The organism is Pseudomonas sp. FP2309, assembly GCF_030687575.1.
Taxonomy (GTDB): domain Bacteria; phylum Pseudomonadota; class Gammaproteobacteria; order Pseudomonadales; family Pseudomonadaceae; genus Aquipseudomonas.
In genome coordinates, this window is the sequence record NZ_CP117439.1 from 3,640,592 (window position 1) to 3,659,901 (window position 19,310).

The 19,310-nt window shown below is 57.9% G+C and carries 26 protein-coding genes; 10 read left to right on the plus strand and 16 right to left on the minus strand.

Going from position 1 to position 19,310, the window contains the following annotated elements:
* Positions 1 to 23: 23 nt before the first annotated feature.
* From pheS to thrS, 5 genes are all read right to left on the minus strand, one after another.
* Entirely contained in the window at positions 24 to 1,040 is a 1,017-nt protein-coding gene (pheS, locus tag PSH59_RS16605; RefSeq protein WP_247395785.1) for a phenylalanine--tRNA ligase subunit alpha, read from the minus strand.
* Between the two features lie 109 nt (positions 1,041 to 1,149).
* The gene (gene rplT / locus PSH59_RS16610) at positions 1,150 to 1,506 is read right to left on the minus strand and encodes a 50S ribosomal protein L20 (protein WP_005789679.1); all 357 of its coding nucleotides are present in this window, start codon (positions 1,504 to 1,506) and stop codon (positions 1,150 to 1,152) included.
* 30 nt (positions 1,507 to 1,536) lie between these two features.
* Positions 1,537 to 1,731: a 50S ribosomal protein L35 gene (gene rpmI / locus PSH59_RS16615; RefSeq protein ID WP_002553160.1), complete on the minus strand. Its 195-nt coding sequence runs from the start codon at positions 1,729 to 1,731 to the stop codon at positions 1,537 to 1,539.
* A 60-nt stretch (positions 1,732 to 1,791) separates the two neighbouring features.
* Positions 1,792 to 2,343: a translation initiation factor IF-3 gene (gene infC, locus PSH59_RS16620; RefSeq protein ID WP_015884933.1), complete on the minus strand. Its 552-nt coding sequence runs from the start codon at positions 2,341 to 2,343 to the stop codon at positions 1,792 to 1,794.
* On the minus strand, positions 2,343 to 4,265 hold the full coding sequence (gene thrS, locus PSH59_RS16625; RefSeq protein ID WP_248082195.1) for a threonine--tRNA ligase: 1,923 nt from the start codon (positions 4,263 to 4,265) through the stop codon (positions 2,343 to 2,345). The genes infC and thrS overlap by 1 nt, the downstream gene beginning before the upstream one ends.
* A 353-nt stretch (positions 4,266 to 4,618) precedes the next feature.
* On the opposite strand from thrS, the gene PSH59_RS16630 reads away from it, so the two are divergent.
* Positions 4,619 to 4,933 (plus strand): hypothetical protein, encoded by a 315-nt coding sequence (locus PSH59_RS16630; RefSeq protein WP_248082196.1) that lies wholly within the window; start codon positions 4,619 to 4,621, stop codon positions 4,931 to 4,933.
* Positions 4,934 to 5,222: 289 nt separating this feature from the next.
* The gene (locus tag PSH59_RS16635; RefSeq protein ID WP_003179963.1) at positions 5,223 to 5,435 is read left to right on the plus strand and encodes a cold-shock protein; all 213 of its coding nucleotides are present in this window, start codon (positions 5,223 to 5,225) and stop codon (positions 5,433 to 5,435) included.
* Positions 5,436 to 5,508: 73 nt separating this feature from the next.
* Here the strand turns inward: PSH59_RS16635 and PSH59_RS16640 are convergent, their stop codons facing one another.
* Positions 5,509 to 5,829 (minus strand): I78 family peptidase inhibitor, encoded by a 321-nt coding sequence (locus PSH59_RS16640; RefSeq protein ID WP_248082198.1) that lies wholly within the window; start codon positions 5,827 to 5,829, stop codon positions 5,509 to 5,511.
* A gap of 144 nt (positions 5,830 to 5,973) precedes the next feature.
* Positions 5,974 to 6,282: a hypothetical protein gene (locus PSH59_RS16645; RefSeq protein ID WP_248082200.1), complete on the minus strand. Its 309-nt coding sequence runs from the start codon at positions 6,280 to 6,282 to the stop codon at positions 5,974 to 5,976.
* Between the two features lie 171 nt (positions 6,283 to 6,453).
* On the opposite strand from PSH59_RS16645, the gene PSH59_RS16650 reads away from it, so the two are divergent.
* Positions 6,454 to 6,666, plus strand: coding sequence for a hypothetical protein (locus PSH59_RS16650; protein WP_305393234.1), 213 nt, complete (start codon positions 6,454 to 6,456; stop codon positions 6,664 to 6,666).
* 32 nt (positions 6,667 to 6,698) lie between these two features.
* Here the strand turns inward: PSH59_RS16650 and PSH59_RS16655 are convergent, their stop codons facing one another.
* The 7 genes from PSH59_RS16655 to PSH59_RS16685 are packed head-to-tail and all read right to left on the minus strand — an operon-like array spanning position 6,699 to position 13,666.
* Complete coding sequence (locus PSH59_RS16655) at positions 6,699 to 7,727, minus strand: nucleoside hydrolase (protein ID WP_305393235.1); 1,029 nt, start codon at positions 7,725 to 7,727, stop codon at positions 6,699 to 6,701.
* A 26-nt stretch (positions 7,728 to 7,753) separates the two neighbouring features.
* On the minus strand, positions 7,754 to 8,158 hold the full coding sequence (rbsD, locus tag PSH59_RS16660) for a D-ribose pyranase (RefSeq protein ID WP_248082205.1): 405 nt from the start codon (positions 8,156 to 8,158) through the stop codon (positions 7,754 to 7,756).
* A complete protein-coding gene (gene rbsK / locus PSH59_RS16665; protein ID WP_305393236.1) occupies positions 8,155 to 9,072 on the minus strand; it encodes a ribokinase in 918 nt (305 codons plus the stop codon). Before rbsK ends, rbsD begins: the two co-directional genes overlap by 4 nt.
* A 23-nt stretch (positions 9,073 to 9,095) precedes the next feature.
* Entirely contained in the window at positions 9,096 to 10,118 is a 1,023-nt protein-coding gene (locus PSH59_RS16670) for a LacI family DNA-binding transcriptional regulator (RefSeq protein WP_305393237.1), read from the minus strand.
* Between the two features lie 3 nt (positions 10,119 to 10,121).
* Positions 10,122 to 11,099 (minus strand): ABC transporter permease, encoded by a 978-nt coding sequence (locus PSH59_RS16675; protein ID WP_017528200.1) that lies wholly within the window; start codon positions 11,097 to 11,099, stop codon positions 10,122 to 10,124.
* Positions 11,096 to 12,649 (minus strand): sugar ABC transporter ATP-binding protein, encoded by a 1,554-nt coding sequence (locus PSH59_RS16680; protein WP_248082213.1) that lies wholly within the window; start codon positions 12,647 to 12,649, stop codon positions 11,096 to 11,098. The genes PSH59_RS16675 and PSH59_RS16680 overlap by 4 nt, the downstream gene beginning before the upstream one ends.
* Positions 12,650 to 12,706: 57 nt before the next feature.
* Entirely contained in the window at positions 12,707 to 13,666 is a 960-nt protein-coding gene (locus tag PSH59_RS16685) for a sugar ABC transporter substrate-binding protein (protein ID WP_305393238.1), read from the minus strand.
* 537 nt (positions 13,667 to 14,203) lie between these two features.
* Here PSH59_RS16685 and PSH59_RS16690 point away from each other — a divergent pair.
* From PSH59_RS16690 to PSH59_RS16700, 3 genes are all read left to right on the plus strand, one after another.
* Positions 14,204 to 15,292: an asparaginase gene (locus tag PSH59_RS16690; RefSeq protein ID WP_010209102.1), complete on the plus strand. Its 1,089-nt coding sequence runs from the start codon at positions 14,204 to 14,206 to the stop codon at positions 15,290 to 15,292.
* Between the two features lie 192 nt (positions 15,293 to 15,484).
* Positions 15,485 to 15,736: a DUF1654 domain-containing protein gene (locus PSH59_RS16695; RefSeq protein WP_305393239.1), complete on the plus strand. Its 252-nt coding sequence runs from the start codon at positions 15,485 to 15,487 to the stop codon at positions 15,734 to 15,736.
* 4 nt (positions 15,737 to 15,740) lie between these two features.
* A complete protein-coding gene (locus PSH59_RS16700) occupies positions 15,741 to 16,430 on the plus strand; it encodes an endonuclease I family protein (protein WP_305393240.1) in 690 nt (229 codons plus the stop codon).
* A gap of 31 nt (positions 16,431 to 16,461) precedes the next feature.
* On the opposite strand, the gene PSH59_RS16705 is transcribed toward PSH59_RS16700, so the two are convergent.
* Positions 16,462 to 16,827, minus strand: a complete 366-nt coding sequence (locus PSH59_RS16705) for an SPOR domain-containing protein (protein ID WP_248082517.1) — start codon at positions 16,825 to 16,827, stop codon at positions 16,462 to 16,464.
* Between the two features lie 263 nt (positions 16,828 to 17,090).
* On the opposite strand from PSH59_RS16705, the gene csrA reads away from it, so the two are divergent.
* The 3 genes from csrA (at position 17,091) to PSH59_RS16720 (ending at position 18,133) form a co-directional block, all read left to right on the plus strand.
* A complete protein-coding gene (gene csrA, locus PSH59_RS16710) occupies positions 17,091 to 17,285 on the plus strand; it encodes a carbon storage regulator CsrA (RefSeq protein ID WP_003192511.1) in 195 nt (64 codons plus the stop codon).
* A gap of 209 nt (positions 17,286 to 17,494) precedes the next feature.
* Positions 17,495 to 17,740 carry a hypothetical protein gene (locus PSH59_RS16715; protein ID WP_248082221.1) on the plus strand — a complete coding sequence of 82 codons (246 nt, stop codon included), beginning with the start codon at positions 17,495 to 17,497 and terminating at the stop codon, positions 17,738 to 17,740.
* Positions 17,741 to 17,836: 96 nt separating this feature from the next.
* A complete protein-coding gene (locus tag PSH59_RS16720; RefSeq protein WP_305393241.1) occupies positions 17,837 to 18,133 on the plus strand; it encodes a hypothetical protein in 297 nt (98 codons plus the stop codon).
* 19 nt (positions 18,134 to 18,152) lie between these two features.
* Here PSH59_RS16720 and PSH59_RS16725 read toward each other — a convergent pair whose 3' ends face one another.
* Positions 18,153 to 18,830, minus strand: coding sequence for an HAD family hydrolase (locus PSH59_RS16725; RefSeq protein WP_305393242.1), 678 nt, complete (start codon positions 18,828 to 18,830; stop codon positions 18,153 to 18,155).
* Positions 18,831 to 19,037: 207 nt separating this feature from the next.
* On the opposite strand from PSH59_RS16725, the gene PSH59_RS16730 reads away from it, so the two are divergent.
* Positions 19,038 to 19,289, plus strand: coding sequence for a DUF2790 domain-containing protein (locus PSH59_RS16730; RefSeq protein WP_305393243.1), 252 nt, complete (start codon positions 19,038 to 19,040; stop codon positions 19,287 to 19,289).
* Positions 19,290 to 19,310 lie beyond the last annotated feature (21 nt).

Sequence of the window (19,310 nt, forward strand, 5' to 3'; positions counted from 1 at the left end):
GCTCTCCTAAAGATTCGTTACGACTAGCGAAATTGCGCGAGGAACCGCAAGTCGTTGTCGAAGAACAGACGCAAGTCGTTCACGCCGTAACGCAGCATGGCCAGACGTTCAACGCCCATGCCGAAGGCAAAGCCCGAGAACTCTTCCGGGTCAATCCCGGACATACGCAGCACGTTCGGGTGAACCATGCCGCAGCCCATCACTTCCAGCCAGCCGGTCTGTTTGCAGACACGGCAGCCTTTACCGCTGCACATCACGCATTCCATATCAACTTCAGCGGACGGTTCGGTGAACGGGAAGAACGATGGACGGAAACGTACCGCCAACTCTTTTTCAAAGAACACCCGCAGGAATTCTTCGATGGTGCCCTTGAGGTCGGCAAAGTTGATATCACGATCTACCAACAGGCCTTCGACCTGGTGGAACATCGGCGAGTGGGTGATATCGGAGTCGCTGCGGTACACACGGCCTGGGCAGACGATGCGGATCGGCGGCTTGTTCGCTTCCATGGTGCGGACCTGGACCGGAGAGGTATGGGTGCGCAGCAGCATGTTCGCGTTGAAATAGAAGGTGTCGTGCATCGACCGGGCCGGGTGATGGCCTGGGATGTTGAGCGCCTCGAAGTTGTGATAGTCGTCTTCGACCTCAGGGCCTTCGGCAATACCGTAGCCGATGTGGGTGAAGAACTGCTCGATACGTTCCAGAGTCCGGGTGATCGGATGCAGACCGCCCGAGGCCTGGCCACGGCCGGGCAAGGTGACGTCAATGGACTCGGCGGCGAGCTTGGCCGCAAGTTCGGCCTCCTCGAGCGACGCCTTGCGTGCATTGAGTACCTCTGTGACGCGCTCCTTGGCGACGTTGATCAGCGCACCGACCTGCGGACGCTCTTCAGCCGGCAAATTCCCCAGGGTCTTCATCACCTGAGTCAATTCACCTTTTTTGCCAAGGTAGTGAACCCGGATTTGCTCCAGGGCATTGATATCTTCAGCGCTTTGCACAGCCTCAAGAGCTTGAGCAACGAGCGCGTCCAGGTTTTCCATGTACAGACTCCAGATACAAAATAGGGGAAGAGCTTGAAGGCTCTTCCCCTATTTATGACGTTTACCACCTCAGGCTACAGGAGTAGCCCGGGGTGACTGTCGGGGGTACTTAAGCCAAAGAGGCTTTAGCTTTCTCGACAATCGCAGCAAACACCGCTTTTTCGTTCACGGCCAGTTCAGCCAGAACCTTACGGTCGATTTCGATGGATGCTTTTTTCAGGCCGGCAATGAAACGGCTGTAGGACAGACCGTTAACACGAGCACCAGCGTTGATACGAGCGATCCACAGAGCGCGGAACTGACGTTTTTTCTGACGACGGTCACGGTAGGCGTATTGGCCAGCCTTGATTACCGCTTGCTTGGCAACACGGAATACGCGTGAACGCGCGCCGTAGTAGCCTTTAGCAAGTTTCAGAATTTTTTTGTGACGCTTACGGGCAATGACGCCACGCTTTACACGAGCCATGAGTTACTTCCTCTATTCTTGATCCAAAAATTAACGAAGGCGCAGCATGCGCTCGACTTTTGCCACGTCAGACGGATGCAGCAAGCTGCTACCGCGCAGTTGACGCTTACGCTTGGTCGACATTTTGGTCAGGATGTGGCTCTTGAAAGCGTGCTTGTGCTTGATACCGTTAGCAGTTTTCAGAAACCGCTTAGCAGCACCACTTTTAGTCTTCATCTTTGGCATGTTCGGATACTCCGCATTCAGTTGATAAACATAATCAGAAGGCCTGCCGTGCCCTGTTGATTACTTCTTCTTTTTCGGGGCGATGACCATGATCAGCTGGCGTCCTTCCATCTTAGGATGCTGTTCGACCGAACCGTACTCGAGCAGGTCAGCTTCAACCCGCTTGAGGAGTTCCATCCCCAACTCCTGGTGGGCCATCTCACGGCCGCGGAATCGCAAGGATACCTTGGCCCTGTCCCCATCACTCAGGAAACGTACCAGGTTGCGCAGTTTTACCTGGTAATCCCCTTCCTCCGTCCCTGGACGAAACTTGATTTCTTTTACTTGAATCTGCTTCTGGTTCTTCTTCGCCGCGGCAACCTGTTTCTTCTTCTCGAAGATCGACTTGCCGTAGTCCATCACCCGGCATACGGGTGGGATTGCATCGGCGGAGATTTCCACCAGGTCCAATTTGGACTCTTCTGCAATACGAAGCGCTTCATCAATCGAGACGATGCCAATCTGCTCGCCGTCAGCGCCAATTAACCGAACCTCGCGTGCCGAGATATTCTCGTTGATCGGGGCTTTCGGTGCAGCTCGTTTATCTTGTCTCATTTCACGCTTAATAATAATTACTCCGAATCTGGGCGACCACGCCGGGAAACCGCTTGCGCGAGGAACTCAGCGAACTGGGCGACGGGCATCGAGCCCAGGTCAGCACCTTCACGAGTACGCACAGCGACAGTCTGCATCTCGACTTCCCGATCTCCGATAACCAAAAGATAGGGAACCTTGAGCAAAGTATGCTCGCGGATTTTAAAGCCGATCTTTTCATTTCTCAAGTCGGACTTGGCACGAAATCCGCTTTCATTGAGAGTTTTTTCAACTTCAGCGGCAAAATCTGCCTGTTTATCAGTGATATTCATGATCACTGCCTGGGTCGGAGCCAACCACGCGGGGAATGCGCCCTCGTAGTGCTCGATCAGGATACCGACGAACCGCTCGAACGAACCGAGGATCGCCCGGTGCAACATAACCGGGTGTTTACGGCTGTTGTCTTCGGAGACGTATTCGGCTCCCAGACGGATCGGCAGGTTAAAATCGAGCTGCAAGGTACCACATTGCCAGACACGGCCAAGGCAATCTTTCAGCGAGAATTCGATCTTAGGACCGTAAAAAGCGCCCTCACCCGGCTGCAGATCGTACGAGAGGCCCGCACTGTCTAGCGCTGCGGCCAATGCCGCTTCAGCGCGGTCCCACAACTCATCGGAACCGACGCGTTTTTCCGGACGAGTGGACAGCTTCATTTCGACTTCGGTAAAGCCGAAATCGCGATACACATCCATGGTCAGCTTGATGAACGCAGCGGATTCAGCCTGCATCTGCTCTTCTGTGCAGAAGATGTGGGCATCATCCTGGGTAAAGCCGCGCACGCGCATAATGCCGTGCAACGCACCCGATGGCTCGTTACGGTGGCAGGCACCGAACTCGGCCAGACGCATCGGCAACTCGCGGTAGCTCTTCAGGCCCTGATTGAACACCTGCACGTGGCAAGGGCAGTTCATCGGCTTGATGGCGTAGTCGCGGTTTTCAGACTGAGTGGTGAACATGTTGTCGGCATAGTTGGCCCAATGCCCGGATTTTTCCCACAGGCTGCGATCAACGACCTGAGGCGTCTTGATTTCCAGGTAACCGTTGTCGCGCTGAACCTTGCGCATGTACTGCTCGAGCACCTGGTACAGGGTCCAGCCGTTCGGGTGCCAGAACACCATGCCCGGCGCTTCTTCCTGGAGGTGGAACAGGTTGAGGCGCTTGCCGATCTTGCGGTGGTCGCGCTTCTCGGCTTCTTCGATGCGCTGGATATAAGCGGCCAGCTGCTTCTTGTCAGCCCACGCGGTGCCGTAGATCCGCTGCAATTGTTCGTTCTTAGCATCGCCGCGCCAGTAGGCACCGGACAGCTTGGTCAGCTTGAACGACTTGAGGAAACGCGTGTTCGGCACGTGCGGGCCGCGGCACATGTCGACGTATTCTTCGTGGTAGTACAGGCCCATGGCCTGCTCTTCCGGCATGTCTTCCACCAGCCGCAGCTTGTAGTCTTCGCCACGAGCGGTGAACACATCGATCACCTCGGCGCGCGGGGTGACTTTCTTGATGACGTCGTAATCTTTTTCAATCAGCGCGTGCATGCGCTGCTCGATGGCCGCCAAGTCGTCCGGAGTGAAAGGACGCTCGTAGGCGATATCGTAATAGAAGCCTTCTTCGATAACCGGGCCGATCACCATCTTCGCGGTTGGGTACAACTGCTTGACCGCGTGGCCAATCAGATGCGCGCAGGAGTGGCGAATGATCTCCAGCCCCTCTTGATCCTTGGGCGTGATGATTTGCAGGCTGGCATCGGCGGTGATCAGGTCGCTGGCATCGACCAGTTTGCCGTCGACCTTACCGGCGACGGTGGCTTTGGCCAAGCCGGCACCAATGGATGCGGCGACCTCAGCGACAGAAACAGCATGATCGAATGAACGTTGACTGCCATCGGGAAGAGTAATAGTTGGCATGGCGCCTCCTCTCCTAGTGGTGACCCCTACCAAAGGTCACGTGGGTTGGGATGAGCCAGTACAAGATCCAACACCAGGCCGTTCAATGCTGAACGCCTGCCTTACAGCGGCAGGAGCCTTTCGGCCAACCGATAATCGAACCAGAGTGACTGGAGTGAGCTAAAAAAACATGGCGAGGCGGCAAATGGCGCACCTGTAAAAGCCAGGCGGACGATGCTAGCACAGATGAACGGTCATCGCGCCGGCGGTGCCCTCTGTAAAGACAAAATAGCGGCAAAAGTGAACTTGGGCTGTACGCAGGCCCTCAAACCCCATGAGAATCGCCGTTTGTCCTCGAATCAAAGGAGCACTTCATGATGCGTTTTACCTCTACCCTCGCGCTCGCCGCCTCCCTGACCCTCCTTTCCCTCGGCGCGCAGGCTGCGGCACCGTCGAACTGGCCTGCGGGCGCTCGTGACAGCTTCGTCAGCGACTGCAGCGCTGCCGCGAGCCAGAACGTGGACGTCAAAACGGCCAAAGCCCACTGCGAATGTGGCGCAGACAAAATCAACGCTGAATTGAGCACTGCCGAAATCAAAGAGCTGATGACCAATCAGAACGCCAGCCCTGAGCTCAAAAACAAAGCCGTGACCGCGATTTCGTCCTGCAAAGTCGTGAAGAAAAAGTAAGAACGACCAGCGATCAGGTGAGTTTTCAGGGCAAAAAACAGCCTGAAAACTGCCTTTTCTCACAAAATACACAGCTTTTACGGCTTTTTTTACGAGCTGATATTTCGCGCAAAAGCCCCGTAGATCGGGGCTTTCAGCCGAAGCAGGGATTGAACGCAACGCGATTGATTAGCAAACAATGCCTTGGGGGGGCTCCCAAGCCGAACATTTCGACTATGATAGCCCGGTGTGCCCAGTTGGCCTGAGCAGCACAGCACTACTGAAAATATATGTTTCTTGGAGATACACCATGTCTAATCGCCAAACCGGCACCGTTAAATGGTTCAACGATGAAAAAGGCTTCGGCTTCATCACTCCTCAAGGTGGCGGTGACGACCTGTTCGTACACTTCAAAGCTATCGAAAGCGACGGTTTCAAAAGCCTGAAAGAAGGCCAAACCGTTTCCTTCGTGGCTGAGAAAGGCCAAAAGGGTATGCAAGCTGCACAGGTTCGCCCAGAGTAATTCTGAGCTGAGCTAAAAAAACCCCGTCCAAGTGACGGGGTTTTTTATGGGTGTTGCAAAAGTCTTGGAACGATCAGCCGCAATTGACCCGTGTAATCACCAGATTGTCGTCGGTGTTCAGGTTCAAGCGGTCGGAGCGGTATTCCAGCGTGATCATATCGTTGGGCTTGAGGATCCGCGCGTTCTGCGCACCGGCGCGTGTACGGGCCTGATCCAGCAACTGGGGCGAAGCTTTCTGGCCGATGGTGAATTCGGCGGCCTTTGCCTCACAGCGGCTATGACCGGCATCGGTCACGGCGGCGTCTTTGGCTGGCTCAGAGGCACCCGGGGTGCTGCAACCCGCCAACGCGAGTGCTGCCAACAAAGTGCCGAATGATGCGAGCTTCCAAGGCATGAAGCCTCCTATGATTAAAAATGGACAGAGATCGTGCGACAGCGGTGTAACGGATTGGTTTCAAGACGTAAACCACCGAGCGGCAAGTCTGCCTGACTATCAGTGGTCATTCGCCCGATCAATCGTGACCAGATATGAACGAAATCAGTAAATATCGATGTAATCAAACGGCGGCGTCGGCCAGTTCTGCTTCAACGCATTGAAAATCTGCGTAACCCAGACTTCATCGCTGGCGGCCACGTTACCGACATAACCAGAGCCCTTGGCCCAGGTCTCGAGGCGGAACAGCAGCCCATCGATATCCACACCGCCCACTGTCTTCCCAGAGGAGATATAGGCGATACCGCCCTTGGTCACACGCAACTGGGTGTGTTCGTCATCGCTGGCACTGGCGATCAACTGGCGCACGGCAGCCAGCGTCAGATTTTCGGGGTTGCTCAAATCGATCTGCACGCGGTATTCCCCGGCAATTAAACAGAGGGACAGTGTCGCACAGCACCAGCCTCATCCAGAAACGCTTCATGCCTAAGTAGCAGTGCCAAATGCCGCGCAAAGTGCTTAACTGCGCCCGCTGGAACCGCGTTCCAGCGCATCGCCCAGGACCTTCAGCCCCGTGAGATTTCCATGACCACCGTAACGCTCCAAGCCGACATCAAAGCCAAGTGGCCCCTGGGACAAAGCTCCTACAGCCCCGGAAGCCCGGAGGAATTGGCAATCATCGGCATCGACCTGTTGGTCAAGGAACTGGGCACCCAGGCGGCCCAAGCATTCATCGGCCAGGTATTCGAGAAATACCCGGCCGATCACAGGGGGGCACACAACCCCGAACGCGAATAGGCCGCGGCCAACGAACGTCGACCGCCAGCGATTTACTTCAAGCGCGCCAGGCGCTCGGTCAGCAGATCGAAGAAGCCCTGGGCGTCGCCGCTTTCAACCCAGAAGGCATTCTTCGGTTGTTTCAGGCCGTCGTACCAATCCACGATGGTCTGGCCGAAGGTCGGGCCCTCGCGGCTGTCCACCACCACGTTGACCTCACGACCACTGAACAGCGAAGGCTTGAGCAGGTAGGCCACGACCGTGGCGTCATGCACTGGGCCGCCAGGAATGCCGTAGTGCTCCATATCGCCTTTTACGTACTCGTTGAGAATGTCACCAACCACCTTGCTCGCGTGATTGTTGATTGCGGCGATCTGCTTCAAGCGCGCCTCGCTGGTCAGCACCTTGTGAGTCACATCCAGTGGCAGATAGGTCAGTTTGACGCCGCTCTTGAGTACGATTTCGGCCGCGATCGGATCGGCGAACAGGTTGAACTCGGCAACTGGCGTGATATTGCCGCCGTTGAAGTGCGCGCCGCCCATCACCACCACTTCCTTGATGCCCTGGGTAATTTCCGGGTCCTGGGTCAAGGCCAAGGCCAGGTTGGTCTGCGGGCCCAGCATGGCAATGGTGATGCTGTGAGGCTTGGCCGCGCGAAGGGTCTTGACCAAATAGTCCACCGCGTTGCCGTCAGCCAGGCCTTTTTTTGGCTCATGCACGGTGACGCCGGAAATACCTTCCTTGCCATGGATATTCTCGGCATAGATCGGCGTGCGCAGCAGCGGCTTGGGCGCCCCGGCGTACACCGGGATGTCCTCGCGCCCTGCCCACTCGCGGGCCAGGCGCGCGTTGCGTGAGGTTTTGTCCAGGCGCACGTTGCCGGCGACGGTGGTCAGCGCACGAATACTCAACTCTTGCGGGGACGCCATGGCGAAGAGCAAGGCCACCACATCATCAGCACCGGGGTCGGTGTCGATGATCAGGTCGATTTTCTCCGCCGCATGGGCGCTTGCAGCAGTGAGCGCGGACAAAAGCAGGACACTCCGAAACAAATTTCTCAGGGTTGGGAGACCACGTTGCATAAAACACTCCTTGTCGTTGGGGAACGCTAGAACGTCACGCCGGACACCAGCGCGATATTGCAATAAGGCTGGCACTCGCCAGTGCGCACCACAGCACGCGCCTTCTGGCTCAGTTGCTTGAACGCTTCATGATTGACCAGACGCCGCTCGCCAAGGGCGGCCTGCTCAGTCAGGGTATTCAACGCTGCCAGTGCAGGCGGCTGTTTGAGCAGGATTTCTTCGGCCAGCACATGGCTCTCCACCTGCATTTCACTGAGTACCACACGCAGTGTGCTGATGAAGTCGGGGATGCCCTGGGTCAGCGCCAGGTCGATCAGCTCGACACCCGGCGGCACCGGCAAGCCAGCGTCACCGATCACCAGGATGTCGCCATGGCCCAAGGAGGCGATGACCCGCGAGAGGGCGATATTGAGCAAAGGCGTCTTTTTCATTGGGACACAAAACCTTGAACGTCGTGCAGCGTAGGAATGGAGGGTTGCGCACCGGCACGGGTGACCGACAGCGCTGCCGCGACCTGGCCAAAACGGATCGCCTCGGCCTCGCTTTTGCCATTGGCCAGGGCTGCGGCAAAGCCACCGACAAAGGTGTCGCCAGCGGCGGTGGTGTCCACCGCCTTGACCACGGGTGCCGCAAGATGCTCAAAGCGGCCGCCATCGGCAAACAATGCGCCTTGGGCACCGAGGGTAATGATGACTTTGCCTGCACCGGCCTTGATCAGTTGCGTCGCGGCCACCTTGGCACTGTCCAGAGAATCGACCACAACGCCGCTCAATGCAGTGGCTTCGCTCTCGTTGGGAATCAAGTAATCGATCGAGGCGTACCAATCGCCCGGCAATGGAGCGCTGGCCGGCGCGGGGTTAAGGATCACGACCTTGCCCAGCTCACGACCGCGCTTGAGCGTATAACCTACGGTGTCCATCGGCACTTCAAGCTGGCAGACAATCACGTCGGCGGCCTGCAGCACTGCATCAGCACCCCGCAGTGAGGCTGGCGTCAGCTCGCCGTTGCTGCCGGCAACAATCACAATCGCGTTCTGGCTGCTGTCATCCACCACGATCAGCGCCACGCCGCTGGAGCCATCCACGGTGCCGACAGCCTGGCAATCGATACCTTCCACCCGCAACGCGTCACGCAACTCAACGCCGTAAGCGTCCGAGCCGACGCAGCCGATCATCGCCACATCCGCACCCAGTCGCGCTGACGCCACGGCCTGATTGGCACCCTTGCCACCCGGGACCGTGGAAAACGTCTGGCCGATCAAAGTTTCACCGGCACGGGGCAGCCGGCTGGCACGAGTGACCAGATCCATGTTCAAGCTGCCTACTATCACTACTTTTGCTGGCATACATCAGTACTCATCAATTCGGTTCAGCGGTATTGAGCGAATACACCGGCAACCGGTGCCGTCGACTCACGCAATACAATGCTAGGCGTCACGATGCGCTGATCGATCGGCAGTTGGGGTTTTGCAATTCGTCGCAGTAACAGTTCGGCTGCCGTCTCGCCCAGTTGCAGGATCGATTGCCCGACCGTGGTCAGCGCCGGGTAGACGTAGCGACTCATTTGAATGTCATCGAAGCCGATCACCGACAGCTCGCCGGGCACGCGGATATTACGCTCCGCCGCTGCCCGCAGCACGCCGAAGCCGATCATGTCGTTGCTGGCAAAAATCGCACTTGGCGGGTTATGCGCCAGCAATTGTACGGCCGCGGCATAACCACCGGTGCTGGTGAAGTCGCTTTCCTGGGTGCGCCCAGCCGCCACCTCCACACCGGCCTCATGCAGCGCACGGTGGTAGCCCGCCAGTCGCATTTGCGCAACGCGGGTGTGAGCCGGCCCACCAATGCAGGCGATGTCGCGATGACCCAACTCAAGCAAGTGGCGAGTCGCCAGATAAGCGCCCTCCTCGTGATCGATACGCACCAGGTCGACGTCGATGCCATCCAGCGCACGGTCGACAATCACCATGGGCGTGCGTACCGCGCTCAAGCCTGCGGCCAAACCGCTGTCGTCACCGCCCACCGACGTAACGATCAAACCGTCGACGCGCTTCTCCAATAAAACCCGTAAATAGCTGCGCTGTTTTTCGGCATTGTCATCGGAGTTACAAAGGATCACGCAATAACCATTACGCTCACAGTAATCCTCAATGCCCCGCGCCAGCTCCGCAAAATATGGGTTGAGGCTGTTGGGCACCAGCAAGCCAATGGTGGCCGTGGTCTTGGCCTTGAGCGAGCGCGCAACCGCGCTGGGTACGTAGTCGAGCTGCTTGATGGCCGCTTCGACCTTGATCCGTACCGGCTCGCTCACTGGGCGCGTCTTGTTCACCACATGGGACACCGTGGTGTAGGAAATACCTGCAAGCGCTGCCACATCCTTGATCGTTGCCATGGTTCAGCCCCGCCGACTGGCGCGTCGGCTGCGGTAAGTGTCCAGCACCACGGCAATCACGATCACAGCACCGGTGATGATGCGCTTGGTCGGTTCCGTGGCGCCAATCTGCGCGAGGCCGGCGGCCAGTACCGAAATGATCAACACACCAAAAAAGGTACTGATAACCGAACCGCGGCCGCCCATCAGGCTAGTGCCACCGATCACCACCGCGGCGATCACTTGCAGTTCCAGGCCGGAGCCCGCGTTCGGGTCTGCCGCTTCCAGGCGCGAGATCTGGAACAACGCCGCCACCCCCGCCAGCAACCCCATGAGGCTGAACACCAGAATTTTGTAGGGTTTTGGGTTGATCCCGGCCAGGCGCACGGCCTCTTCGTTGGTGCCGATACCGATCAGATAACGACCGAATACGGTACGGGTCAACACCAGTTGCGCCACGATGATCACCAGCAAGGCGATGATGAACGACGGCGATATACCAAAGGCAATCGGGTTCGACAGCCAGGCGAACGAATCGCCGATATAGGCCGTGCGCGAGCCGGTCATCTGGTACGCGACGCCGCGGGCCATCTCCAGCACACCCAAGGACACGATAAACGAGGGAATCCGCCAGGCCACGGTGATCGAACCGGTGATAGTGCCGGCCAACGCGGCGCAGCCCATGCCCAGCACCGCGGCCGGTAATACGCTCCAGCCCCAGCCGAGAATCGCTACGCTGACGGCCGACGCGGCCAACGCCAGCACCGAGCCCACCGACAGGTCAATGCCGCCGATGATCAGAATGAAGGTCATGCCGACCGCCAGCACCATCAGGTCCGGGATCTGGTTGGCGAGGGTGCTGAAGGTGTCGTAGGACAGGAAGTGATCACTGAGTACCGAGAACAACGCAATCATTGCAAGCAAGGCGCCCGCCAGGCCCAGGTATGTGCCCAGGCCGTAGAAGTTGCCGCCGGTTTTACCGGGGGAAGTTGTGGTTTTCATGGGGTATTCCTAGGCGCGGCTTCGTTGAGCAGCGCATCACGTTTTTGATAGCCGGCAAACGCGGCGGCGAGCAATTCGTCCTGGGTCCAGCTGTCGCGCTCGAAGGTTTCGATCAAACGTCCGGCAGACAGCACGCCGATGCGATCGCAGATCAGCATGAGTTCACGCAGGTCGCTGGACACCACCACCAACGCTTTGCCCTGACGAGTCAGTTCGCCAAGCAAGGCGTAAATATCGAATTTGGCCCCGACGTCGATACCTCGGGTTGGTTCGTCGAAGAGCATTACGGAGCAGTCGCGCTCAAGCCAGCGGCCGATCACGACTTTCTGCTGATTGCCGCCCGACAGTTCGGATACCAACTGCGCCGGGCTGGAGCTGCGGATACGCATCGCGTCGATCTGGCGCGTAGCCAAGGCGGTTTCGTCGCGGCTGTTCACAACCCCACCACCGGAGATTTCCGGCATGTTGCCCAACGCAATATTCGCGCTGATGGACTGCGTCAGCAGCAAGCCTTCACCTTTACGGTCCTCGGTGATCAACGCGATGCCATGCCCGACCGCGTCCACCGGCGAGCGGATGCTCACCACCTGAGCCGGCGAGCCCAGGGCCACGGTGCCGCTGTCTGGGAGGTCGGCGCCGAAGATCAGGCGCAGCAGCTCGGTGCGACCGGCGCCGATCAGGCCGGAAATGCCGTAGATCTCGCCGGCACGCACTTCAAACGACACGTCGCGCACCTTATCCGAACGGCTCAACCCTTTGACCGTCAAGGCCGGACCACCAATGGTGCGCGGGCCCAGGTCGATGTGTTCACCCAGCTCGCGACCGACCATCAAGGTCACCAGTTGCTCACTGTTGTAATTGGCCATCGGCTCGACGCAGACCAGCTTGCCGTCACGCAGTACCGCAATGCGCTGGGCAACACGGGCCAGCTCTTCGAGCCGATGCGAAATATAGATGATCGCCACCCCCCGGGCCTGCAGGCGGGTGATTTGCTCAAACAGCATCTCGACTTCACGGGCGGTGAGCATCGCCGTGGGTTCGTCGAGGATCAGCACATGGCAATCGCCAATGAGGTTACGGGCGATCTCGACCATCTGTTGATGACCGATGCCCAGGCTGCCAACCAGGGTGTCCGGGTCAATGGCGTCCAGGCCGACCTGCGCCATGGCTTCGATCGCGGCTTTGCGCAGTTGCTTGCGGCTGATCCAGCCACAATTGCTCGGCAGGTTATCCAGAAACAGGTTTTCGGCCACGGTAAGGGTCGGCAGCAGATTGAGTTCCTGCATGACCATACGCACACCCAACGCCTCGGCCTGGGTGCGGCTGCCAGGACGGTAATCCTGCCCCATGAATTGCATGTGCCCGGTGGTCGGCGTGACCAGCCCGCCGATAATCTTCGACAACGTGCTTTTGCCTGCGCCGTTTTCACCGGTCAGCGCCAACACCTCACCACGATTAAGCGTGAGTGTGATGTCGGACAGAACCGGTTGGGCATAGGTCTTACCGATACCGCTGACCGAGAGGACAGCGTTCGGGGCGGAAGATGACATAGGAAAATCTCCAGGCGTCCGCTCAGGACGAGCGGACGCTGTTGGGTGCTGCCGGAATTACTTCTTGATGACGAGCTCGACCGGGGTTTCGATCACGCCGTCCTTGGCATCGACTTTCTCACCCTTGACCAGCTTGAGGGCATTCTGGATACCGAATACCGCTTGCTGGGCTGCAGCCTGGTCGGCAGTGGCCAGGACGCGTCCGTCCTGCAACATCGGCTTGATCGCTTCGATGTTGTCGTAGCCTACGACCAGGACTTTACCGGCCTTGCCTGCGGCACGGACGGCAGAGACCGCACCCAGAGCCATGTTGTCGTTACCCGCCAACAGGGCCTTGAGGTCCGGGTATTCGCTGAGCATGGCCGAGGCGACTTTCTGACCCTGGTCAATTTCCCAGTTGCCGGATTGAGTCGAGACGATCTTCATGCCGGCCGCGTCCATCGCATCCTTGTAGCCTGCGGTGCGCTGTTGGGCGTTGGTGGTGGTCGGTACACCTTCGATAATGCCGACCTTGTCACCTTTGCTCAGCTTTTCGGCCAGGTAGTCGCCTACCAGCTTGGCGCCTTTGCGGTTATCCGGACCTACGAACGGAATTTCGAGCTTTTTGCTTTTCAGCACATCCGGGTCCAGACGGTTGTCGATGTTGACCACCTTGATACCGGCGTCGGAGGCTTTCTTGAGCACGGTGACCAGTGCTTTGGAGTCGGCAGGCGCGATGACGATGGCGTTGACCTTGGCGAGGATCATCTGATTGACGATATCAATCTGCGCGCTGGTGTCGGTTTCGTTCTTGATGCCGTTGGTGATCATGTCGAAATCGGCGGTGTGGTCTTTCTGGTAGGCCTTGGCACCGTCCTGCATGGTCACGAAAAATTCGTTGGCGAGGGACTTCATCACCAGGCCGACCTTCGGTTTGGCGGCGGCGTCATCAGCAAATGCAGAGGAAAGAGGTAAAGCGGCGGATGCGGCAGCAAGCACAGCGACAGCAAGAAGACGTCCAGCGAATGGCAGCTTCATGGGTTTACTCCGATCTTATGATTATTGTGAGCAACGCTCGCACCGAAGAACGTTTCGGCGCCCTCCCACCCGGGTGGCTGATACGAGCGTTCACCGGACTCGGTGAAACATCTCGCAAACGTTTGCGTTAGTCAAACTATGAGAACGTTGCAGCGATTTGTCAACGGTACAACACAGCCTTTCATTGCAATGCCTCCAGCCCTGCCTCACACACCCGTGGAAGACCTTCGCACCCTCTGCGCTGCACCGCCGCTCCTTGAAACGACAGGTATTGGCGCACGATCAGGATTTTTCCGTCAGTTTTTTCGGACAACCGAACGCAACGACTCAGGTTGTTCGGAAAGCCGGACAATTGTCCGGCGCCACGCCTCAACAAAACAAATAAAAACGTTATATATCAATAGATTAATTAATATACGGGAACACGATCAGCCTGGTACGGATCCTGCTCCTACACAGCGCCTTGGGCATGCAGCGACGCCCAGGTGTTCTAGATGAACCTGCTACAGCACTCATCAAAAACCAGAGAGAAAAATAATGAAATCTGCATTGAAGAACTTTGTACCGGGCGCCTTAGCCCTTCTGCTGCTGTTCCCCGTTGCCGCCCAGGCAAAGGAAGTTGAATCCAAGACCAAACTGTCCAATGTGGTGATCCTCGCTACCGGCGGCACCATTGCGGGCGCAGGCGCCAGTGCGGCCAACAGTGCCACCTACCAGGCGGCCAAAGTCGGCATCGAACAACTGATCGCCGGCGTTCCTGAGCTTAGTCAGATCGCCAATGTACGTGGCGAACAAGTCATGCAAATCGCGTCCGAAAGCATCAACAACGAAAACCTGCTGCAACTGGGTCGTCGCGTTGCTGAACTTGCCGACAGCAAGGACGTGGACGGCATCGTGATCACCCACGGCACCGACACCCTCGAAGAGACCGCCTACTTCCTGAACCTGGTGGAAAAAACCGACAAGCCCATCGTCGTGGTTGGCTCCATGCGTCCAGGCACCGCCATGTCGGCCGACGGCATGCTCAACCTGTACAACGCCGTGGCCGTGGCCGGCAGCAAAGACGCGCGCGGCAAAGGCGTACTGGTAACCATGAACGACGAGATCCAATCGGGTCGCGACGTCAGCAAGATGATCAACATCAAGACCGAAGCGTTCAAGAGCCCCTGGGGCCCATTGGGCATGGTGGTTGAAGGCAAATCCTACTGGTTCCGCCTGCCTGCCAAGCGTCACACCATGGATTCGGAATTCGACATCAAGAACATCAAGAGCCTGCCGGACGTCGAAATCGCCTACGGCTACGGCAACGTGAGCGACACCGCCTACAAGGCCCTGGCCCAGGCTGGCGCCAAGGCCATCATCCATGCCGGTACCGGCAACGGCTCGGTATCCTCCAAGGTGGTCCCGGCACTGGTTGAGCTGCGCAAGCAAGGCGTGCAGATCATTCGCTCTTCCCACGTAAATGCCGGCGGCATGGTGCTGCGTAACGCCGAACAGCCGGACGACAAGTACGACTGGGTGGCCGCCCTTGACCTGAACCCGCAGAAAGCGCGGATTCTGGCGATGGTTGCGCTGACCAAGACCCAGGACAGCAAAGAGCTACAACGGATGTTCTGGGAATATTGATTCCTGGTGAAACGCCACGCGGGGGCGGTCTGACCGCTCCTGCTTCCCTCGCTGAATCCCGCCGTAAACGCCTCCCCGCCCTACATCCAACACTCCAATTTGTTGTAAGACGAACTTCTTGAAGTTTAAGCAGTTGCGAAATCGCCTACAGTTAAATACTGTATGCACATACAGCAAACTAAGGAATACTCTGTGGCAAAGTCTTCTTCTGCAGCGCCAACTCCACCGGATGCCTACGAACGCCTGGCTGTTCGTGTGCAAAAGATCATCAACTCCACCAATGCGCAAAAGGCCAGGGCCGCCTTGATCTTCCGCTTGCCGGACGAGCCCGAGGACGAGTGGCAGCGTTTACTGGAGGAAATCGCGGAGAACGACAACGTCACCCTCGCCTATCGCGACGACGGCGGTGTGCAGATTTTCTGGGTTGTGCCGAAGGAAGATTGATTCAATGAGTGCCCGTTTTATTGCTGCGTGTTGTCTGTTTTTTGCCGTTGCCGCCCACGCTCAGGCACCTCGAACCTTCAGTGAAGCCAAGAAAGTCGCCTGGACGCTCTACGCACCGCAATCCACCGAGTTCTATTGCGGCTGCAAATACACCGGCAACCGCGTGGACCTGAAAGCCTGCGGCTATATCCCGCGTAAAAACTCCAGCCGCGCCAGGCGCATCGAGTGGGAGCACATTGTTCCGGCCTGGCAGATAGGGCATCAGCGCCAGTGCTGGCAGGATGGCGGGCGCAAGAACTGCACGCGCCGTGATGAGGTGTTCAAGCGCGCTGAAGCCGACCTGCACAACCTGGTGCCGAGCATCGGCGAGGTGAATGGCGACCGGAATAACTTCAGTTTCGGCTGGCTGCCGGTGCAACGCGGGCAGTACGGCTCATGCCTGACCCAGGTGGACTTCAAAGCCAAAAAGGTCATGCCGCGTCCGTCCATTCGCGGGATGATTGCACGTACCTATTTCTACATGAGCAAGCAGTATGGCTTGCGCCTGTCAAAACAGGATCGCCGGCTGTATGAAGCCTGGAACAAGACTTACCCGGTGCAGGCCTGGGAGCGCCAGCGTAACCAGACCGTGGCGTGCGTCATGGGACGCGGCAATGAATTTGTAGGCCCTGTGAACCTCAAAGCCTGCGGCTGAACGTGGGCGGCATGCCGCCCGATCCAGCCAGTCATTGCGCGGCGTTGTGCTCGATGATTTCGGAGACGGTGTCGGTTTTCTTGGCGCGGGCCATTTTTTCGTTGAGCAGCGTCTGCTTGGCTTCGGCTTCTGCCTTGGTTGCGAACGGCCCCAAAAGCACCTCGTCCTTACCGTCGACCTTCACGATATAAAAATTGAAACCATGTTCGAGCAACCACGCGGTCAGGTCGGTGATCGCCTGCAACTTGTGGTCTGGCGGACCAACCCGCAGATCCCATTCCTGGGCGGCAATCGCGCCGGTTTGTGGCTGGGTTTCGGTGACGGCAGGCTTGGCCCTGGGCGCATCGACGCTTTTGCCTTCACCGCATCCGGCCAGTGCCAACACCGCCATTGCCATCGCTACTTTACGCACTGCCCTGCTCCTTTAAAGGATAAAGAGGCGACTTTATCATTCACTGTCTATTCTGGCCGTCATAAACGTTGGCTTAAACAATGCGAATGATGTATCCCAGACCTGTATGATGCCGCCATGGGAATTAATGTCGCCTCTATGCGTCCTAAAAGAGGCAGTCACAGGGAAGCGCTTAGCAGTAAGCTACACACATCCGACACCTGCCCTGTCTGAAACATGTGTCCTTAAAAGTAATCAAGGAGAAGTCCATGCTTATACTCACCCGCAAAGTCGGTGAAAGCATAAACATCGGTGATGACATCACGATCACCATCCTCGGCGTAAGCGGCCAGCAAGTACGAATCGGCATCAACGCGCCCAAAGATGTTGCCGTACATCGCGAAGAGATCTACCAACGCATCCAGGCCGGCCTGACTGCTCCGGACAAAAACCAGACGCCTTGAAGCGCCCTCAGTAGCCAGCCCTTTCGTGCACTGTAACGGCTGGCGAAAACCCCTTCGAATTGCTCTTGTGTGTTGCGCCACTTGCTTTGTCGATACGTTCATCTGCCCTCAGTATGAAACTGTCGTCACGTATGGAACTTGTTACATTATCTAAGGCCGAATCCACTGACTGACATCACAGCCGTCTGTGTGCACTCAGGAGCCCGTCGATGAGGCCCACTACCGTGCAGCCGTTTCTTTCCCGATCGTGGGCAATCGCCTTGCTGATTGGGATGGCGTTCGTCGGCTTGGAATATGCCCTTAAGCTGAAACTGGAAGACGCCGGCGGCCCCCGTTCCTGGCTGGACCTGACACTACTGCTGTGCGGCTACCTGTTCATGTTCTGCCTCAAGCCTATCCAGAAGGCAGTGCAGCGCAAACTTTGCCAGCGAACCGCGCAAAAAGCCGCAGGCTGACCGACGCTGCCTGCCATCAGATCGCCGGTATTTACAGGCTCGCAACAGGACCTATTCTTGGGATTGTTCGCACAGCCAGTAAAGGTGCTGAAGCCGATGGATACCCTCAGTAAAACCCAAATCGAATCTGAACTGGCAGCCCGACTGCCCAGCTACAAGGTCACCTGCACCTTAAACGCTGACGGAACCCTCTCGGCCGTCCTGAGCGGTCCGGACACCGACAACTTTGCAATCACCGGCATTGTGCGCGCGCACTATCGCGGCGCCGAAGCGATTGCACGGCTGGCCAACGAAATCCTCAGGGAAATGGTGTTGTCACGCCAAGCCATGCGCAGTGATCGAATGCACGCGCCACCTGCGTGCGCTAGTTACGAACCAGGCCGAGACCGGTAACGGGCTCGGCCTTTTTGCATCAGAGCGTCGTGCGCTCCACGCACAATAAGCCATTGACGTCGCGCCGGACCTGCAGTTGCTCATACCGCTCAATCGACGGATGCACCGTGTCCATGGGCGCGTGGTGGGTGGCCGTCACCACCATCACATCCGCCCCGGCCGCCTCCCCCGCGCGAATACCTACGCCGGCATCTTCAAACACCAGACAGTCCTGCACCGGCACACCCAGGCGCTGGGCTCCCAGCACATAACAGGCTGGGTTCGGCTTACCGATCGCGACATCTTCGGCGGTGACCAATACCGCCGGCGGCGTGATACCCGCCGCCTGCAGTCGTCGCACTGCCAGCGCCTTGGGAGCAGACGTCACCAGCGCCCACTGGTCTTCAGGCAGGCGCTTTAGAAAGTCGACAGCCCCAGGAATCGCGACCACACCTTGCACATCGTTGATTTCCGCCTCGGTGATCCACTGCGCCTCAACCTCCGGATCGACGCCGGGCAACGCTTGACGCCTGATGGTATCGATCGCACGGGCGCCATGAATGGTGGTCAGGAACGCCGCCACATCCAGCCCATGGCGCTCAGCCCAGATGCTCCACACCCGTTCGGCGGCGGCAATGGAGTTGAGCAGCGTCCCGTCCATATCGAACAGGAAAGCGCGGTAAGGACGGTTAAATACGGCTGAACCTCGGATGGACACGGCGTGGCTTCCTCGTGGGCTGAAACGAATAATCGGCCCGGTGCAATCTACGGATCACCTCATGACTTGTAAACGCGACGAGCACTTCGCGCCGCCAATCATTACAAACTTGTCATCCTCCTGTTGGCGGGCTGTTCGGGTCCTCTGGTTACCGTGACGCCACTGCCACAACTTGGCAGCCATCCCGTTACCAACAGAGAGACCGCTATGAAACTTTTTATCCTCGCACTGACCGCCTTACTTGCTACCGGCTCGGTGTTCGCGGCTGATAACGCCAACGTGATCCACGACAAGACCGGCTTTTTCGTTCACCTGGATGTGGCCAAAGTACTATCGAGCACCGACACCTATGGTCAGTGCGGCGTCGTCCCGGCAAGGCTCGACTACCTCGATCACCAGGGTCGCGAACACGTACTCGACTATCAGGTCCAGGCCACCGGCTGCGCCAGTGACAATTGATCGGGCTACACTGGCGCCACG